This is a genomic window from Burkholderia reimsis (assembly GCF_003294055.1).
GTDB classification, from domain to species: Bacteria; Pseudomonadota; Gammaproteobacteria; order Burkholderiales; family Burkholderiaceae; genus Burkholderia; species Burkholderia cepacia.
Genome location: NZ_QMFZ01000019.1, coordinates 101,395 through 118,906 on the forward strand (window position 1 = coordinate 101,395; position 17,512 = coordinate 118,906).

Annotated in this window: 15 protein-coding genes; 6 read left to right on the forward strand and 9 right to left on the reverse strand. The window is 67.3% G+C overall.

Going from position 1 to position 17,512, the window contains the following annotated elements; translation table 11 throughout:
* Nucleotides 1-3: 3 nt before the first annotated feature.
* From mrdA to DPV79_RS21915, 4 genes are all read right to left on the reverse strand, one after another.
* Complete coding sequence (mrdA, locus tag DPV79_RS21900) at nt 4-2,286, reverse strand: penicillin-binding protein 2 (protein ID WP_059863518.1); 2,283 nt, start codon at nt 2,284-2,286, stop codon at nt 4-6.
* 108 nt (nt 2,287-2,394) lie between these two features.
* The gene (gene mreD, locus DPV79_RS21905) at nt 2,395-2,907 is read right to left on the reverse strand and encodes a rod shape-determining protein MreD (protein WP_009687274.1); all 513 of its coding nucleotides are present in this window, start codon (nt 2,905-2,907) and stop codon (nt 2,395-2,397) included.
* Complete coding sequence (gene mreC, locus DPV79_RS21910; protein WP_113046458.1) at nt 2,904-3,989, reverse strand: rod shape-determining protein MreC; 1,086 nt, start codon at nt 3,987-3,989, stop codon at nt 2,904-2,906. Before mreC ends, mreD begins: the two co-directional genes overlap by 4 nt.
* A gap of 126 nt (nt 3,990-4,115) precedes the next feature.
* Nucleotides 4,116-5,159 (reverse strand): rod shape-determining protein, encoded by a 1,044-nt coding sequence (locus DPV79_RS21915; protein ID WP_004189550.1) that lies wholly within the window; start codon nt 5,157-5,159, stop codon nt 4,116-4,118.
* Between the two features lie 367 nt (nt 5,160-5,526).
* Between DPV79_RS21915 and gatC the strand changes: the two genes are divergently transcribed.
* The 5 genes from gatC (at nt 5,527) to DPV79_RS21940 (ending at nt 10,634) form a co-directional block, all read left to right on the forward strand.
* On the forward strand, nt 5,527-5,826 hold the full coding sequence (gene gatC, locus DPV79_RS21920) for an Asp-tRNA(Asn)/Glu-tRNA(Gln) amidotransferase subunit GatC (RefSeq protein ID WP_027788858.1): 300 nt from the start codon (nt 5,527-5,529) through the stop codon (nt 5,824-5,826).
* 65 nt (nt 5,827-5,891) lie between these two features.
* Nucleotides 5,892-7,382, forward strand: a complete 1,491-nt coding sequence (gatA, locus tag DPV79_RS21925) for an Asp-tRNA(Asn)/Glu-tRNA(Gln) amidotransferase subunit GatA (RefSeq protein WP_048025627.1) — start codon at nt 5,892-5,894, stop codon at nt 7,380-7,382.
* A gap of 4 nt (nt 7,383-7,386) precedes the next feature.
* Nucleotides 7,387-8,862 carry an Asp-tRNA(Asn)/Glu-tRNA(Gln) amidotransferase subunit GatB gene (gatB, locus tag DPV79_RS21930; protein ID WP_021158566.1) on the forward strand — a complete coding sequence of 492 codons (1,476 nt, stop codon included), beginning with the start codon at nt 7,387-7,389 and terminating at the stop codon, nt 8,860-8,862.
* Between the two features lie 118 nt (nt 8,863-8,980).
* A complete protein-coding gene (locus DPV79_RS21935) occupies nt 8,981-9,820 on the forward strand; it encodes a polyphosphate kinase 2 family protein (RefSeq protein WP_021158565.1) in 840 nt (279 codons plus the stop codon).
* Between the two features lie 40 nt (nt 9,821-9,860).
* On the forward strand, nt 9,861-10,634 hold the full coding sequence (locus DPV79_RS21940) for an exodeoxyribonuclease III (RefSeq protein WP_021158564.1): 774 nt from the start codon (nt 9,861-9,863) through the stop codon (nt 10,632-10,634).
* A 128-nt stretch (nt 10,635-10,762) separates the two neighbouring features.
* Here DPV79_RS21940 and DPV79_RS21945 read toward each other — a convergent pair whose 3' ends face one another.
* A complete protein-coding gene (locus DPV79_RS21945; protein WP_113046459.1) occupies nt 10,763-11,815 on the reverse strand; it encodes an NAD(P)-dependent alcohol dehydrogenase in 1,053 nt (350 codons plus the stop codon).
* 228 nt (nt 11,816-12,043) lie between these two features.
* Between DPV79_RS21945 and DPV79_RS21950 the strand changes: the two genes are divergently transcribed.
* Nucleotides 12,044-12,988: an AraC family transcriptional regulator gene (locus DPV79_RS21950; RefSeq protein WP_042974133.1), complete on the forward strand. Its 945-nt coding sequence runs from the start codon at nt 12,044-12,046 to the stop codon at nt 12,986-12,988.
* Between the two features lie 9 nt (nt 12,989-12,997).
* Here the strand turns inward: DPV79_RS21950 and DPV79_RS21955 are convergent, their stop codons facing one another.
* From DPV79_RS21955 to metX, 4 genes are all read right to left on the reverse strand, one after another.
* Nucleotides 12,998-14,074: a M48 family metallopeptidase gene (locus DPV79_RS21955; protein ID WP_059649491.1), complete on the reverse strand. Its 1,077-nt coding sequence runs from the start codon at nt 14,072-14,074 to the stop codon at nt 12,998-13,000.
* Nucleotides 14,064-15,485 carry an AmpG family muropeptide MFS transporter gene (locus DPV79_RS21960; protein WP_021156286.1) on the reverse strand — a complete coding sequence of 474 codons (1,422 nt, stop codon included), beginning with the start codon at nt 15,483-15,485 and terminating at the stop codon, nt 14,064-14,066. Before DPV79_RS21960 ends, DPV79_RS21955 begins: the two co-directional genes overlap by 11 nt.
* Before the next feature lie 119 nt (nt 15,486-15,604).
* Entirely contained in the window at nt 15,605-16,213 is a 609-nt protein-coding gene (metW, locus tag DPV79_RS21965; protein WP_021156285.1) for a methionine biosynthesis protein MetW, read from the reverse strand.
* On the reverse strand, nt 16,210-17,355 hold the full coding sequence (gene metX / locus DPV79_RS21970) for a homoserine O-succinyltransferase MetX (protein ID WP_059483953.1): 1,146 nt from the start codon (nt 17,353-17,355) through the stop codon (nt 16,210-16,212). The genes metW and metX overlap by 4 nt, the downstream gene beginning before the upstream one ends.
* Nucleotides 17,356-17,512 lie beyond the last annotated feature (157 nt).

Here is a 17,512-nt window from a genome sequence, read left to right on the forward strand (position 1 = left end):
CCGTTAATGAGCGGTGCCGGCGTCCGCCGCCTTCGCGGGGGCCGTCGCACGGTGGTTGTCGTCGCGCGGCGTGGCGACGAGCGGCTGCGCGTCACTGGCGGGCCGGCGCGGCCGGTGCGGGCGCCGGATCGGCGGCAGGCTCGCGGCCCTCGGCGCATCGGCACCGGCGCTCGCCGGCGAGGTGGCGCTTGCACCGGCGGCCGACGCTTCGGAGGCCGCGGCGGCCGATGCCGCTTCCGCCGCACTGGCCGCGCTCGGCACGACCGGCTGCGGCAGCGCCGTGAAGCCGGCCGCGACGGCGGCGGGCCGGTTCGCGTCGCCGATCACCGGCGCGTTGACGGGTTCGGTCGCCGACGCCGCGGCAGCCACGGCCGCGGCCTCGTTCTGCGGGTTCTGGCGGTCGACGAGATAGAAGTCGAGCACGCGGCGCGCGATCGGGCCCGCGGCCTGCGCCCCCCAGCCGCCGTTCTCGACGACCAGCGCGACGGCGATCTGCGGATGGTCGACCGGTGCGTACGCGATGAACAGCGCGTGGTCGCGCAGGTGCTCGGCGAGCAGGTGGCCCTTGTAGTTGGAGCCTTGCAGCGAGAACACCTGCGCGGTGCCGGTCTTGCCGGCGGCGAGGTACGGCGCGCCGCGGAACACCTTGTACGCGGTGCCGGACGGGTTCTCGATCACGTTCTCCATCCCGCGCTTCACGACGTCGATGTCGGCCTGCTTGAGCGGGATCACTTCGCTTTCCTTCGGCACGGTCAGGCGGCGCCCGCGCGTGATCGGATCTTCGATTTCCTTCACCAGGTGAGGCTTCATCACGACGCCGTTGTTCGCGAGCGTCGCGGTCGCGTGCGCGAGCTGCAGGATCGTGAACGAGTTGTAGCCCTGGCCGATCCCGAGGCTGATCGTCTCGCCGTCGAACCACTTCTGCTGAGCGGCCTTCTTGAACGCCTTCTTCTTCCAGTCGGTCGACGGCAGGATCCCGCGCGCCTCGCCCTGGATGTCGATCCCGGTGATCTGGCCGAAGCCGAACGGCTTCATGAAGTTCGCGATCGCGTTCACGCCGAGGTCGCGCGCGAGCATGTAGAAGTAGGTGTCGTTCGACACCATGATCGCCTTGTTCATGTCGACCCAGCCCTGGCCCGAGCGCACGTCGTTGCGGAACGTGTGGCCGCCGAACGTGAAGTAGCCGGGATCCTGGAAGCCCCAGCCCGGCGTGCGCTTGCCGAGCGTCAGGCCGGCGAGCGCCATGAACGGCTTGTACGTCGAGCCGGGCGGGTAGGTGCCGTGCAGCGGGCGGTTCAGCAGCGGCTTGTCGGTCGAGTTGTTCAGCTCGTCCCAGGTCTGCTGGTCGATGCCGTCGACGAACGAGTTCGGGTCGAAACTCGGCGACGACACGAACGCGAGCACGTCGCCCGTCTTCGGCTCGATCGCGACCAGCGCGCCGCGCTTGCCGGCGAACGCCTGCTCGGCGACCTGCTGCAGCCCGATGTCGAGCGACAGCACGAGGTTGTTGCCGGGCGTCGCCTGCGTGCGCGACAGCGTGCGCACCGGCCGGCCGCCGGCCGTCACCTCGACTTCCTCGAAGCCCGTCAGCCCGTGCAGCTCGGTTTCGTAGCTCTGCTCGACGCCGATCTTGCCGATGTAGTCGGTGCCCTTGTAGTTGTTCGCGTCGCGGCGCGGATCGTAGTTTTCCTGGTCGCTGTCGTTGTCGTCGCTCATCGCGTCGATGCGATCCTGGTCGCGCTTCGAGATCCGGCCGATGTAGCCGATCACGTGCGCGGCCGTCGTGCCGAGCGGATATTGGCGGAACAGCCGCGCGCGCACGTCGACGCCGGGGAAGCGGAAGCGCTGCGCGGTGAAGCGCGCGACTTCCTCGTCGGTGAGCCGGGTGCGGATCGGCAGGCTCTCGAAGTTCTTCGAGTCTTCCTGCAGCTTCTTGAAGCGGCGGCGGTCGCGCGCGTCGATCGGGATGATCTCGGACAGCTTGTCGATCGTGTTCTCGAGCGTGTCGTCGAGCTTCGACGGCGTGATCTCGAGCGTATAGGCCGAATAGTTCTTCGCGAGGATCACGCCGTTGCGGTCGGTGATGATCCCTCGGTTCGGCACGATCGGCGCGACCGAGATGCGGTTTTCCTCGGCCTGCAGCGCGTATTTGCCGTGCTGCATCAACTGCAGGTAGAAAAAGCGGCTCGCGAGCAGCCCGAAGCAGACGAACACGAACACGCCCGCCGCCGCGACGCGCAGGCGGAACTTCGAGAGCTGCTGTTGGGTGTCGTTGAATTCGGTCATGCGGTTACGATCGATCTGGCCCGCAGCACGGTGTGCGGCTGCGGGCGAGGGGCCGCCCCGGAGCGCGGCGGGCGTGGAGGCGGCGGGTAGTCAAGGCAGGCCCCGGGTTCAGATGGGGCGCGTATCGTCCGGATCGACCGGGCGGCGTTGCGGCATCAGCAGCAGGTGGCTCGCGATCGGCCACAGCGCCGCCTCGACGAAGCCGTCGACCAGGTAGCGCCAGCCCGGGAACGCGGCGCCCATCACGAGGCGGATCACGAACGGGACGAGCTGCGCGACGACCAGCAGCGGCGTGACGTACAGCACCTGCACGCCGATCGGCATCCACAGCACGCGACGGTGGATCGTGATCGCGCCGTACGACAGCAGCGTATAGGCGAGCGCATGCTCGCCGAGCAGCCCCGCGTCATGCACGTCCATCAGGATGCCGAGCGCGAACGCGACGCCCATCCCGACCTTGCGCGGCTGGTGGATGTTCCAGAACAGCAGCACGAGCGCGACGAAGTCGGGCACGCCGGGCAGGCGGCCCCACGGCATCAGGTTTAGCAGGAACGCGGCGGCGAGGCTGAAGACGATGAAGTACGGATTGACCGGCTGCAGGATGTATTGCGGGCGATTCATCGCTGGGCTCCTGGTTGCCCGGCCGCGGGCTTCGCGGGCGCGGCGGCGGGCTTGGCCGCAGGCGCAGGCGCGGCAGGCGCCGGCTTGGCGCCGGGCTGGGCCGCGGCGGCCGGCTTCGCGCCGGCGTCAGCCTTCTCGCCCTTCTCGGCCTTCTCGGCCTTCTCGCCTTTCGCGGCGGCTTTCGCGCCTTTCTTGCCCTTCGCGTTCTTGTCGGCGGCCGGATCGGGCTCGGCCGGGCGCGGCGGGATGTCGTTCTGGTAATGCAGCACGAGCATCTGGCGCGCGCCGCGCACGGCGGCGATCGGCGCGCAGGTCACGCGCGCGAATGCGGTATCGGCGAGCTTGTCGACGCGTACGACCTTTGCGACCGGCAGGCCGGGCGGATAGACGCCGTCGAGGCCGCTCGTGACGAGCTCGTCGCCGACGACGAGATCCGCGCTCGTCGGCACGAAGCGCAGGTCGAGCGAATCGCCCTTCGGCGTGCCGTAGATCACGCTGCGCAGGCCGGTGCGCAGCACCTGCACGGGAATCGCGAGATCGCGGTCGGTGACCAGCGTGACTTCGGATTGCAGCGGGAACACGCGCGTGACCTGGCCGACCACGCCGTTCTCGCTGACGACGGGCGCGCCGTTCTGGATGCCCTGCTGCGAACCCTGGCCGATCACGATCTTCTGCGTGAACGGATCGCTCGTGTCGTACTGGATCTCGGCCGGCGTCGATTGCGTCGCGATGTGCTGGCGCAGCTCGAGCACGGCGCGCAGGTGCGCGTTCTCCTGCGCGAGCACGGCGGCCTGGTTGGCCTGCGTGGACAGCTGCAGGTTGCGCTTGCGGAGATCGTCGTTGTCGTGGCGCAGCGACGCGCCGGTGACGGCGATGTCGGCCGCGCCCATGAACAGGTCACGCGGCACGAGCGCGGCGCGCTGCAGCGGATAGAGCACGGTGCCGAGCACGCCGCGGACGATTTCGAGCGTGTTGAAGCGCGCGTCCGACACCAGCAGTGCGATCGCGACGGCGACGAAGAAGATGAGCCGCGCGAGCGCGGGCGGGCCTTGCTTGAAGAGGGGCGGCGGACTGTATTCCATGGTCGGCGCCGGGCGCGAACGATCGGTTAAATGAAGCTCAGACGCGCAAACGGCGCGGCGGTTCGTTCTGAATGAGCGAGCCGGCCACGCCGCGGGTGCGTCATGTCAGGAAGACTGCCTAGACGATCACTCGTACGAGAAGATGCTGCCCAGCTTGTCCATGCGTTCGAGCGCCATGCCCGAACCGCGCACGACGCAGGTGAGCGGATCTTCCGCGACGAGCACCGGCAGGCCGGTTTCTTCCGCGAGCAGGCGATCGAGGTCGCGCAGCAGCGCGCCGCCGCCCGTCAGCATCATCCCGCGTTCGGCGATGTCGGCGCCGAGTTCCGGCGGCGTCTGTTCGAGCGCGATCTTCACCGACGACACGATCTGGTTCAGCGGATCGGTCAGCGCTTCGAGGATTTCGTTGCTGGAGATCGTGAAGCTGCGCGGAATGCCTTCCGACAGGTTGCGGCCCTTCACTTCCATTTCCTTGACTTCGGAACCCGGGAACGCGGAGCCGATTTCCTTCTTGATCGCCTCGGCGGTCTGCTCGCCGATCAGCATCCCGTAGTTGCGGCGGATGTAGTTGACGATCGCCTCGTCGAACTTGTCGCCGCCGACGCGCACCGAGCCCTTATAGACGATGCCGCCGAGCGAGATCACGCCGACTTCGGTCGTGCCGCCGCCGATGTCGACGACCATCGAGCCGGTGGCTTCCGACACCGGCAGGCCCGCGCCGATCGCGGCCGCCATCGGCTCCTCGATCAGGTAGACCTGCGATGCGCCGGCGCCGTGCGCGGCTTCCTTGATCGCGCGGCGCTCGACCTGGGTCGAGCCGCACGGCACGCAGATGATGATGCGCGGCGACGGCGAGAACATGCGCGACTCGTGGGCCGTCTTGATGAACTGCTTGATCATCTGCTCGGTGACGGTGAAGTCGGCGATCACGCCGTCCTTCATCGGGCGGATCGCCTCGATGTTGCCCGGTACCTTGCCGAGCATCTGCTTGGCTTCCTTGCCGACTGCCTGGATCGTCTTCTTGCCGTTGGGGCCGCCTTCCTGGCGGATCGACACGACGGACGGCTCATCGAGCACGATGCCCTTGCCGCGCATGTAGATCAGGGTGTTTGCGGTGCCGAGGTCGATCGCGAGATCGTTGGAGAAGTAGCTGCGCAAAAAACCGAACATTCAGAATCCTGTTTCGCTCTGGGCCGGCCCTGCATAGCGAGCGCTGAGGGCGGCAGCGGAAAAAATAACAGCCTCGGGAAGCGTGGCGGAAGCGGCCGCCGCGGCGCACGAAGCTGCGAGTGATGTCTACCGGGGATCGCACGAAGCACGCACGGCTTGCCGAAGCGGGGCGAAACGGTGCGGGAAAAGGCTGCCGGGTTTGGGTCGAACGCGTAATGATACCTTATAATTTCACGGTATTTGAATCGAAACGGGCGGTATTTTTGCCGCTTCGGCCCCGATTTTTGAGGGTGGGATCGCACCCTCCAACCCCCCGTCGCAGTGCTGCTTTCGATGCATTGCGCAGTCTTGTTTTTCCGGTGATCGCATGGCCCTGACCCTGACCGATGTGAAACGCATCGCGCACCTGGCGCGACTCGAAATGGCCGACGCCGACGCCGAGCACATGCTCGGCCAGCTCAATGATCTCTTCGGCCTCGTCGAGCAGATGCAGGCGGTCGACACCGCCGGCATCGCGCCGCTCGCCCACCCGATCGAACAGATCCAGGAAGTCGCGCAGCGCCTGCGCGACGACGCCGTGACGGAAGTCGTCAATCGCGACGACAACCAGCGTCCGGCGCCGGCCGTCCAGGACGGCCTCTATCTCGTGCCGAAGGTGATCGAGTAAGCATTCGACGACAAGCGCGCCGGCCAGCGCCGCGCGCCACCCAGAATTCCCAGGAAAACCACTCAATGCACGCAAAAAGCCTGACCGAACTGCGCGCCGCGCTCGCCGCCAAGGAATGCTCGGCCGTCGAGCTCGCGCAGCTCTACCTGAAACGGATCGACGCCGCGCGCGACCTGAACGCGTTCGTCCACGTCGATGCCGACCTGACCCTCGCGCAGGCGAAAGCTGCCGACGCAGAACTCGCGCGCGGCGCGGGCGGCGCGCTCACCGGCCTGCCGATCGCGCACAAGGATGTGTTCGTCACGCGCGGCTGGCACTCGACCGCCGGCTCGAAGATGCTCGCGAACTACGCGAGCCCGTTCGACGCGACCGTCGTCGCCCGCCTGCAGGCGGCCGGCATGGTCACGCTCGGCAAGACCAACATGGACGAGTTCGCGATGGGCTCGTCGAACGAGAACTCGGCGTTCGGCGCGGTGAAGAACCCGTGGGACACGAACGCGGTGCCGGGCGGCAGCTCGGGCGGCAGCTCGGCCGCCGTCGCCGCGCGCCTCGCGCCGGCCGCGACCGGCACCGACACCGGCGGCTCGATCCGCCAGCCCGCGTCGTTCGCGGGCGTGACGGGCATCAAGCCGACCTACGGTCGCGTGTCGCGCTACGGGATGATCGCGTTCGCGTCGTCGCTCGACCAGGGCGGCCCGATGGCGCAGAGCGCGTCCGACTGCGCGCTGCTGCTGAATGCGATGGCCGGCTTCGACGAGCGCGACTCGACGAGCCTCGACCGCGACGACGAAGACTTCACGCGCCACCTCGGCCAGCCGTGGGCGGCCGGCAACGATGCGGGCAAGCCGCTCGCGGGCCTGCGCATCGGCCTGCCGAACGAGTATTTCGGCGACGGCCTGGCCGACGACGTACGCGCGACGATCGACGCGGCACTGAAGCAGTATGAAGCGCTCGGCGCGACGCTCGTGCCCGTGTCGCTGCCGAAGACGGAGCTGTCGATCCCCGTGTATTACGTGATCGCGCCGGCCGAGGCGTCGTCGAACCTGTCGCGGTTCGACGGCGTGCGTTTCGGCCACCGCGCCGCGCAATACGGCGACCTGCTCGACATGTACAAGAAGTCGCGCGCGGAAGGCTTCGGCCCCGAGGTGAAGCGCCGGATCCTGGTCGGCACGTACGTGCTGTCGCACGGCTACTACGACGCGTACTACCTGCAGGCGCAGAAGATCCGCCGCATCATCGCGAACGATTTCCAGGAAGCGTTCAGGACCTGCGACGTGATCATGGGCCCGGCGTCGCCGACGGTCGCATGGGATCTCGGTTCGAAGGGCGACGATCCGGTGCAGATGTATCTCGCGGATATCTACACGCTGTCGGTGAGCCTCGCGGGCCTGCCCGGCATGAGCGTGCCGTGCGGCTTCGGCGCCGGCGCGAACGCGAAGCGCCCGGTCGGCCTGCAGATCATCGGCAACTATTTCAACGAAGCCCGGATGCTGCAGGTCGCCGACGCGTTCCAGCGCGCGACCGACTGGCACAAGCAAGTTCCGGCAGGGGTGTAAGCACATGGCTACTCAGTGGGAAGTCGTTATCGGTCTCGAGACGCACGCGCAACTGTCGACCGTCTCGAAGATTTTCTCGGGCGCGTCGACGCAGTTCGGCGCCGAGCCGAACACGCAGGCGTGCCCGGTCGACCTGGCGCTGCCGGGCGTGCTGCCGGTGCTGAACCGCGGTGCGGTCGAGCGGGCAATCCGCTTCGGTCTCGCGATCGGCTCGACCATCGCGCCGCGCAGCATCTTCGCGCGCAAGAATTATTTCTACCCCGATCTGCCGAAGGGTTATCAGATCAGCCAGTACGAGATTCCGGTCGTGCAGGGCGGCCAGATCACGATCCAGGTGCCCGCCAACGAAAAGGCCGGCAAGGAAGCGTACGAGAAGACGGTCAACCTGACCCGCGCGCACCTCGAGGAAGACGCGGGCAAGTCGCTGCATGAAGACTTCGCCGGGATGACCGGGATCGACCTGAACCGCGCAGGCACGCCGCTGCTCGAGATCGTCACCGAGCCGGAAATGCGCAGCGCGGCCGAGGCCGTGGCCTATGCGAAGGCGCTGCACGGGCTCGTCGTGTGGCTCGGCATCTGCGACGGCAACATGCAGGAAGGCTCGTTCCGCTGCGACGCGAACGTGTCGGTGCGACCGGTCGGCCAGGAGAAGTTCGGCACGCGCGCGGAAATCAAGAACCTGAACTCGTTCCGGTTCCTCGAGGAAGCGATCAACTACGAAGTGCGTCGCCAGATCGAGCTGATCGAGGACGGCGGCGAAGTCGTGCAGGAAACGCGTCTCTACGATCCGGACAAGCGCGAGACGCGCTCGATGCGCAGCAAGGAAGACGCGCACGACTACCGCTACTTCCCCGACCCCGACCTGATGCCGCTCGTGATCGGCCAGGACTGGATCGAGCGCGTGCAGTCCGGGATGCCCGAGCTGCCGGCCGCGATGCAGCAGCGTTTCGCCGAGCAGTACGGCGTGTCCGCGTACGACGCGGGCGTGCTGACGTCGAGCAAGGCGATGGCCGCGTATTTCGAGTCGGTGGTCGCGAAGGCCGGCGCCGCGAACGCGAAGATCGCCGCGAACTGGCTGATGGGCGACGTATCGTCGCAACTGAACCGCGACGGCATCGAGATCGACGCGATCCCCGTGTCGGCCGCGCAGCTCGCGCTGCTGCTGCAGCGTATCGCCGACGGCACGATCTCGAACAAGATCGCGAAGGAGATCTTCGCGACGATCTGGGACGAGAAGCCGGACGACGAAGGCGCGGCCGACCGCATCATCGACGCGAAGGGCCTGAAGCAGATCTCCGACACCGGCGCGCTGGAAGCGATCATCGATGAAGTGCTCGCGGCGAACGCGAAGTCGGTCGAGGAATTCCGCGCGGGCAAGGAAAAGGCGTTCAACGCGCTGATCGGCCAGGCGATGAAGGCGACCAAGGGCAAGGCCAACCCGCAGCAGGTCAACGAACTGCTGAAGAAGAAGCTCGGCTGAGCATGACCGCGCGCCTGAACCGCGCTTGACGACGGGCCGCCTCGAACCAGTTCGGGGCGGCCCGTTGCGTTTGGCGGATGCGTTATCGTATGCGCCACACCGTCCAACGGAGGAACGAATGGCGAAACAACCCGCGCTCGACGATTTCCGCGTGCCTTATTTCACGCGCGAGAAGGAAGCCGCCGCATTCAAGCTCGATGCGTTCGACCCGGCCGCGAAGCCGTTTTCGTCCGGCTCGAAGGACGACGACCGCGAACGGCTGTCGGCCGTGTCGACCGAACTCGACGTGCAGCAGGAGCGCCTGCACACGCAGCAGAAGAAGCGCGTGCTGCTCGTGCTGCAGGGGATGGACACCAGCGGCAAGGACGGCACCGTGCGCGCAGTGTTCCGCGAGGTCGATCCGCTCGGCCTGCGCGTCGTGCCGTTCAAGGCGCCGACGCCGATCGAGGCCGCACACGACTTCCTGTGGCGCGTGCATGCGCAGGTGCCGGCCGCGGGCGAGCTCGCGATCTTCAACCGCAGCCACTATGAAGACGTGCTCGTACCGCGCGTACTCGACCTGATCGACGCGAAGGAATGCGAGCGCCGCTACCGGCAGATCCGCGATTTCGAGACGATGCTGGTCGAGAACGGCACGACGATCATCAAGTGCTTCCTGCACATCTCGAAGGACGAGCAGCGCGCGCGGCTGCAGGCGCGCATCGACGATCCGACCAAGCACTGGAAGTTCGACATCTCCGATCTCGACGCGCGCAAGCACTGGGACGCGTACCAGTCCGCGTACCGCGACGCGCTTGCCGCGACGTCCGCCGAGCATGCGCCGTGGTACGTGATCCCGGCCAACTCGAAGACGCACCGCAACGTGATGATCGCCGAGCTGCTGCTGCGCACGATGACCGACATGAAGCTGGAATTCCCGCCGCCGAAGCCCGAGCTCGAAGGCGTGAAGATCCGTTAAGCTGCCACCCTGTAAAACATCGAACTGAACGGAATCCGACATGATGCGAGTGATTACCGCCAACCTGAACGGCATCCGCTCCGCCGCGAAGAAGGGCTTCTTCGAGTGGCTCGGCGAACAGAACGCCGATTGCGTGTGCGTGCAGGAAATCAAGGTCTCGGCCGACGACCTGCCGGCCGAATTCGTCGAGCCGCACGGCTTCAAGAGCTATTTTCACCACGCCGAGAAGAAGGGCTACAGCGGCGCGGGCGTGTACAGCCGCCGCGAGCCCGACGACGTGATCATCGGCTTCGGCAGCAGCGAATTCGACGCCGAGGGTCGTTATGTCGAGGCGCGCTACGGCAAGCTGTCGGTCGTGTCGGTGTACGTGCCGTCCGGCTCGAGCGGCGAGGAGCGCCAGCAGGCGAAGTACCGCTTCATGGACGAGTTCATGCCGCACCTTGCCCAGCTCAAGAAGAAGCGCGAGGTGATCCTGTGCGGCGACGTGAACATCGTCCACAAGGAAATCGACATCAAGAACTGGAAGAGCAACCAGAAGAACTCGGGCTGCCTGCCGGAAGAGCGCGAGTGGCTCACGAAGCTGTTCGACGATGTCGGCTACGTCGACGTGTTCCGCACGCTCGACCCGCGCGCCGAGCAGTACACGTGGTGGAGCAACCGCGGCCAGGCGTATGCGAAGAACGTCGGGTGGCGGATCGATTACCAGATCGCGACGCCGGGCGTCGCCGGCACCGCGAAAAGCACGTCGATCTTCAAGGACATCAAGTTCAGCGACCACGCGCCGCTGACGGTGGACTACGACTACAAGAAGTGATTGCCGGCGCTGCGCCGCGCGCGTAGCGCCCGAACCCGCCGGTCGCCGGATGCAGAACGGGCCGCATGTCGAACATGCGGCCCGTTTCATCTGGGGCGGCGATCGTGCGGGCCGCCCGGCGGCGCCGCTTACTGCTTGATCGATGCCATGTCGATCACGAACCGGTACTTCACGTCGCTCTTCAGCATCCGCTCGTAAGCGGCGTTGATCTGCTGCATCGGAATCGTCTCGATATCCGACGTGATCCCGTGCTCCGCGCAGAAGTCGAGCATTTCCTGCGTTTCCGCGATCCCGCCGATCAGCGAGCCCGCGAGGCGGCGGCGCTTGAAGATCAGGTTGAATACCTGCGGCGACGGATGGTCATGCTCCGGCGCGCCGACGAGCGTCATCGTGCCGTCGCGCTTCAGCAGGTGCAGGAACTGGTTCAGGTCGTGCTGCGCGGCGACCGTGTTCAGGATGAAGTCGAAGCTGTTCAGGTGCGCGTTCATCTGCGCTACGTCCTTCGAGATCACCACTTCATGCGCGCCGACGCGCTTGCCGTCCTCGATCTTCGACGGCGACGTCGTGAACAGCACGACGTGCGCGCCCATCGCACGCGCCAGCTTCACGCCCATGTGGCCGAGGCCGCCGAGACCGACGATGCCGACCTTCTTGCCGGGGCCGACGTTCCACTGCCGCAGCGGCGAGTACGTCGTGATCCCCGCGCACAGCAGCGGCGCGGCGCCGGCCGGGTCGAGCGTCTCGGGCACGCGCAGCACGAACGCCTCGTCGACGACGAGCTGCGTCGAGTAGCCGCCGTAGGTGACGTCGCCCGTCACGCGATCCTGGCCGTTGTAGGTACCGACGAAGCCGTTCTCGCAATACTGCTCGAGCCCGTCGGCGCAGCTCGGGCAGGTGCGGCACGAATCGACGAGACAGCCGACGCCGACCAGCTCGCCGACCTTGAAGCGCGATACCTGCGGGCCGGTCGCGGTCACGCGGCCGACGATTTCATGGCCCGGCACGACCGGGTAGATCGTGTTGCGCCATTCGTTGCGCGCCTGGTGCAGGTCCGAGTGGCAGACGCCGCAGTAGAGGACGTCGATCTGGACGTCGAGGTCGCGCAGCGCGCGACGCTGGAATTCGAACGGGGCGAGCGGCGACTGCGAATCGGTTGCCGCGTAAGCGTAGGTGGTGCTCATGCAGGGGGCTCCTTGGCCGGGAAAACATCCGGCGAAACGAACTGCCGTCGCACCCTGTGGCGATGCGGCGAGGCAGGACGTCATCGTAAGGAGCACGGCGCCGCGATGAAATACACGAAGGTCTGGAAGATTTGCCTATTCCTCTCGAACTGCGTGCAAACGGCCGCCAAAACGCATTCAAGATGCTACATTGCGAGCCAGATTCTCTTGCCGGACAGGATGACGCAGATGAGCTTCGAGCCCCTTTTCGCCGACACGGGCGACCGCGTGCAGCGCCGCATGATCGAGCTGCACACGCGCCTCGCGCCGAACGAGGGCGACACGCTGGCGGCGCTCGACGGCGTGCGTTTGATTCGCGTGAGCCGTCCCGCGCCGCGCATGCCCGTGCTGTACGAACCGAACATCATCGTCGTGTGCCAGGGGCGCAAGCTCGGTTATCTCGGCGATCGCTCGTTCGTCTACGACGCGCAGCAGTATCTCGTGCTGTCGGTGCCGCTGCCGTTCGAATGCGAGACTTTCGCGAGCATGGACGAGCCGTTTCTCGCGATCTCGATCCGCGTCGATCTCGCGGTGATCGCCGAGCTCGCGCTCCTGCTCGACGAGACGCTCGGCGCGGCCGCGAGCGAGCCGCTCGGCGTCTATTCGACGCCGCTCGACGCGCCGCTGGCCGATGCGGTCGTGCGGCTGCTCGAAGTGCTGGCTTCGCCGCACGACACGCGCGTGCTGGGCCCCGCGATCATGCGCGAGATCGCGTATCGCGTGTTGACGGGCGCGCAGGGCGACGCGATCCGCGCGGCGCTCGTGCAGCAGCATCACTTCGGCCGCATCGCGAAGGCGTTGCGGCGCATCCATGCGGAGCTGAAGGCCGACCTCGATGTCGAAACCCTGGCGCGCGAGGCCGGGATGAGCCTCGCGGTGTTCCACGCGCACTTCAAGCACGTGACGGCGACGTCGCCGATGCAGTACGTGAAGGCCGCGCGCCTGCATCAGGCGCGGCTGATGATGGTGCAGGACGGCGTCGGCGCCGGTACGGCGGCCGCGCGTGTCGGTTATGCGAGCGCGTCGCAGTTCAGCCGCGAGTTCAAGCGGCTGTTCGGCCGCAGCCCCGGTGACGAAGTGCGCTGGATGCGTGAAATCGGGATTCGCCCGGCCGTGGCCGATACGGACGCGTAGCGTCCGGCGTCATCCGGTGGCGCCGCGCCGCACGACCTTGCGCCGCTGCGCGCTGATGCCCGCGTAGTCGGGCAGTGAGTCGACCCGCTTGCCGATCGCCTTCGCGTACAGCGGCATCAGGTCCGGCAGCCGGTTCAGCAGATCCTGGCGCCGCGCGGTGCTGTACGGGTGTGTGTAGATGAAACCCGTGGCCTTGTTCGCGCGCGTCGCGGCCGCGAGCTTGTCCCACAGCGTGATCGCCGCGCGCGGATCGAAGCCCGCGCGGGCGGCGATGTCGCCGCCGATCACGTCGGCTTCGGTCTCGTCGGTCGGGTCGTAATGGAGCGACTGCAGGCGCTCGCCGAGGTTCAGCGCCTGCGGCAGCGGATCGCCGACGCCGAACAGCGGCGGCAGCGCGGCGGCGCGCAGCGAAGTTTGCGATGCCGCGCTGAAGTTGCTGCGCGCATGCTCGCGCAGCGCGTGCGCGATGCCGTGCGCGGCCAGCACGCCGAGTTCATCGTCATTCAGCCGGATGCGCTCGAGCAGGCCGCCGTACACGAGCACCTTGCCGCCCGGCAGGCAGGTCAGGCGGATGTCGCGCGAGCGGATCACGTTCACGTCCCACGCCCAGTTCTTCACGCGATCGTTCCACTTCACCGAATACGGCGCGAGTTTCGTGACGATCGCGCGCAGGCGTTTCACGCGCGGCTGGTTTGCCGGCAGCAGGCGGTTGCTGTCGGCGGCCGCCTGCACGATCTGCGCGTATTCGCTCGCGGTGAGCTGCTCGAGCAGCGGCGACGGGATCAGTGTGCGGAATGCGATCGCATTGCCGTAGCGGACCTGCTGCGGTGTCGGCGTATAAGCCTTCGTCGACGCGGCGCCGCCGGTCGGCTGCGCGGGTTCGGCGGTGGCCGGCTGGGCGGGGGCGGCGGAAGTCGACGTTGCAGGCGGTGAAGCCGGTGCGGCGGCCGGCGCGGAGCCCGCGGCGGTTGCAGCGGTCGCGCCCGTGTCGGACGCATGGGCGGCGAACCCGGCGGCGAGCGCCGCGGCACCGACGCTCCACGAAGCCGCAACGCGCGCGAGGCGGTGCAGGCGGTTACTGCGCACGGCTGGCCTCGCCGTTGCGTGCGGCGCCGTTCCACGGCGCGATCCTGAACAGCAGCAGCATGCCGGGAATCGCGAGCGCGGTGCACACGATGAAGTAGTCGAACCAGCCGATCTTCGCGACGATGAAGCCGCTCGCGGCCGACGCGAGCGTGCGCGGTACCGACGCGAGGCTCGTGAACAGCGCGAACTGCGTGGCCGTGTAGCGCGGGTCGGTCGTGCTCGCGATGTACGCGACGAACGCGGCCATCGTCAGGCCGGTCGTGAAGGTTTCGAAGCCGTAGACGAGCGCGAGCGCGACGGTCATCGGGCTCAGATGCGGCGTGACCTCGAAGCCGAAGATCGACAGGAACGACGCGAGCGCATGGCTGGCCGCGACCGTGAAGTCGTAGAGCGCCGCCAGCACCGGCGAGCCGGGGCCGACCTGCGCAAGCCACGCGAAGCCGAGCGTCGACACCATCTGCAGCGCGCCGAAGACCCACAGCCCGCGGCCGATGCCGATCTTCACGAGCCAGACGCCGCCGATGATGCCGCCGGCGACGCTCGCGACGAGCGCGGTGGTTTTCGCGACGATGCCGATCTCGGTGCGCGAGAAGCCGATGTCGAGGAAGAACGACGTCGACAGCGTGGTGGCCATCGTGTCGCCGATCTTGAACAGGAAGATGAACGCGATGACGAGCAGCGCGCCGGCCCAGCCGTCGCGCTGGATGAATTCGCGGAACGGCAGCACGATCGCGTCGCGCAGGTTGCGCGGCGGTGCGCCGACCACTTCGGGCTCGCGCACGAGCAGCGTCATCAGGATGCCCGGCAGCATGAACGCGCCGGTGAGCGCGAACACGGCGTCCCACGGCATGTGATCGGACAGGATCAGCGCGAGCGAACCGGGGATCAGCGCGGCGAGCTTGTACGCGTTCACGTGCACCGCGTTGCCGAGGCCCTGCTCGGTATCGCGCAGCAGCTCGCGGCGGTAAGCGTCGATCACGATGTCGGAACTCGCGCCGAAGAACGCGACGAGCGTGGTGAGCGCGGCGACCGTCCAGATCGAATCGCGCGGCGACACGAAGCCGAGCGCGGCGATCGCGCCCGCGACCAGCACCTGCGTGAGCAGCATCCAGCCGCGCCGGCGGCCCGGCCGCCAGCCGGGCAGGCGCGGGATGTAGCGGTCCATCAGCGGCGCCCACAGGAACTTCCACGTATACGGGAACTGGATCAGCGCGAACAGGCCGATTTCCTTCAGGTTCACGCCTTCCGAGCGCAGCCATGCCTGCACGAGATAGACGAGCGTGAACAGGGGCAGGCCCGACGTGAAGCCCAGGAACACGCAGATCAGCATGTGCGTGTTCAGATAGGCTCGCCAGCCGGGGTGATCCTCGTGAGCGGTGAGTGCGGGCGCCTCGTGTGGCGTTTTCGACATGGACAGAAACTGGGTAGCGTTGACTGATGGCGGCGGCAGCGCAGGCGGCGGTGCGAGCGACGCGAGAGGGGCGGCCGCACGCTCGTGCGGGCCGGATCTTCCGTCAACGGCCCCCCGGCTCAGCTGCGCTTGACGCGGTAGACAGCAAGACTACCACGCCAGTTCGCTCCCCATCGAATCGGCTGGCCTTCGTGCAGCACGACGCGGTCGAGGATCGTGACGCCGACTTCCGGCGCGAGCGCCTCGAAATCCTTGATCGTCAGCACCCGGACGTTCGGCGTGTTGTGCCACTGGTAGGGCAGCGATTTCGACACGGGCATCCGGCCGTGCAGCACCGACAGCCGGTGCGACCAGTAGCCGAAGTTCGGGAACGACACGATGCACTCGCGGCCGACGCGCGCCGTTTCGCGCAGGATCGCGGCGGTCTGGTGGATCGTCTGCAGGGTTTGCGACAGGATCGCGATGTCGAAGCTGTGGTCCTCGAACAGGCGCAGGCCGTCCTCGAGATTCTGCTGGATCACGTTGATGCCGTTCTTCGCGCTCGCGAGCACGCCCGCGTCGTTCAGTTCGATGCCGTAACCGGTGACGTCCAGTTCCTCCATCAGCAGCGCGAGCAGCGAGCCGTCGCCGCAGCCGAGGTCGAGCACGGTCGAGCGCGGCTCGACCCAGCGGGCGATCGTGCGGAAGTCCGCGCGCGCGGACAGGGAATTCAGCGCTTGCTGGTTCATACACCCACCTCGATGGCGATTCGTTCGTAGTACGCGCGGAGCAGGTTGTGATAGCGCGCGTCGTCGAGCAGGAACGCGTCGTGGCCGTGCGGCGCGTCGATTTCCGCGTAGCTGACCGTGCGCTTGTTGTCGAGCAGCGCCTTCACGATCTCGCGCGAACGCGCCGGCGCGAAGCGCCAGTCGGTCGAGAAGCTCGCGATCAGGTATTTCGCCTGCGTGTGCGCGAGCGCGGCCGTCAGGTTGCCGTCGAACGCCTTCGCCGGGTCGAAGTAGTCGAGCGCGCGCGTGATCAGCAGGTAAGTGTTCGCGTCGAAGTAGTCGGCGAACTTGTCGCCCTGGTAGCGCAGGTACGACTCGACCTCGAACTCGACGTCGAAGCTGAAGTTGTACGCATCGAGCGCGCCGTCCGCGCGGCGCAGCGCCCGGCCGAATTTCTCGGCCATGTCGTCGTCGGACAGGTACGTGATGTGGCCGATCATCCGCGCGACGCGCAGGCCGCGCTTCGGCTTCACGCCGTGCGCGTAGTAGTCGCCGCCGTGGAAGTCGGGATCGGACAGGATCGCCGAGCGCGCGACCTCGTTGAACGCGATGTTCTGCGCGGACAGCTTCGGCGTCGACGCGATGTCGATGCAGTGCGCGACGCGCTCCGGATACATCAGGCTCCACGCGAGTGCCTGCATGCCGCCGAGGCTGCCGCCCATCACCGCGGCGAAGCGCTCGATGCCGAACGCGTCGGCGACGCGCGCCTGCGCGTGCACCCAGTCCTCGACGGTGACCACCGGGAATTTGGCGCCGTACGGCTTGCCGGTCGACGGATCGATGCTCATCGGGCCGGTCGAGCCGAAGCACGAGCCGAGGTTGTTCACGCCGATCACGAAGAAGCGGTTGGTGTCGAGCGGCTTGCCGGGGCCGACCATGTTGTCCCACCAGCCGGTGCTGCGCGGATCGTCCGCGTAGACGCCGGCGACGTGATGCGACGCGTTGAGCGCGTGGCAGACGAGCACCGCGTTCGAGCGCGCGGCGTTGAGCTCGCCGTACGTCTCGACGACGAGCTGATAGTTGCCGAGCGCGCTGCCGCTTTGCAAGCGCAGCGGTTCGGCGAAGTGCATGGTCTGTGGAGCGACGATGCCGATCGATTCCATTCGTTCCGCCTTATGCCTTATGACTGGGCGGCTAAATGGTGTCGGCGGGGCGCGGAGTCGAAGGTGCGCGGCTGACGACCTCTTTAGCCGCATTTGTAGTGAACCGCCGGGACGAAGACGCATCAACGTTCCGGCCGGTTCGCGCGCCCGCAATCGA

Coding starts and splice junctions, on each gene's coding strand:
- gatC (WP_027788858.1), top strand. CDS start 5,527: ATGGCCCTGACCCTGACCGATGTGAAACGCATCGCGCACCTGGCGCGA.
- mreC (WP_113046458.1), bottom strand. CDS start 3,989: ATGGAATACAGTCCGCCGCCCCTCTTCAAGCAAGGCCCGCCCGCGCTC.
- DPV79_RS21915 (WP_004189550.1), bottom strand. CDS start 5,159: ATGTTCGGTTTTTTGCGCAGCTACTTCTCCAACGATCTCGCGATCGAC.
- DPV79_RS21935 (WP_021158565.1), top strand. CDS start 8,981: ATGGCGAAACAACCCGCGCTCGACGATTTCCGCGTGCCTTATTTCACG.
- DPV79_RS21950 (WP_042974133.1), top strand. CDS start 12,044: ATGAGCTTCGAGCCCCTTTTCGCCGACACGGGCGACCGCGTGCAGCGC.
- gatA (WP_048025627.1), top strand. CDS start 5,892: ATGCACGCAAAAAGCCTGACCGAACTGCGCGCCGCGCTCGCCGCCAAG.
- gatB (WP_021158566.1), top strand. CDS start 7,387: ATGGCTACTCAGTGGGAAGTCGTTATCGGTCTCGAGACGCACGCGCAA.
- metW (WP_021156285.1), bottom strand. CDS start 16,213: ATGAACCAGCAAGCGCTGAATTCCCTGTCCGCGCGCGCGGACTTCCGC.
- mrdA (WP_059863518.1), bottom strand. CDS start 2,286: ATGACCGAATTCAACGACACCCAACAGCAGCTCTCGAAGTTCCGCCTG.
- DPV79_RS21940 (WP_021158564.1), top strand. CDS start 9,861: ATGATGCGAGTGATTACCGCCAACCTGAACGGCATCCGCTCCGCCGCG.
- DPV79_RS21960 (WP_021156286.1), bottom strand. CDS start 15,485: ATGTCGAAAACGCCACACGAGGCGCCCGCACTCACCGCTCACGAGGAT.
- mreD (WP_009687274.1), bottom strand. CDS start 2,907: ATGAATCGCCCGCAATACATCCTGCAGCCGGTCAATCCGTACTTCATC.
- DPV79_RS21945 (WP_113046459.1), bottom strand. CDS start 11,815: ATGAGCACCACCTACGCTTACGCGGCAACCGATTCGCAGTCGCCGCTC.
- metX (WP_059483953.1), bottom strand. CDS start 17,355: ATGGAATCGATCGGCATCGTCGCTCCACAGACCATGCACTTCGCCGAA.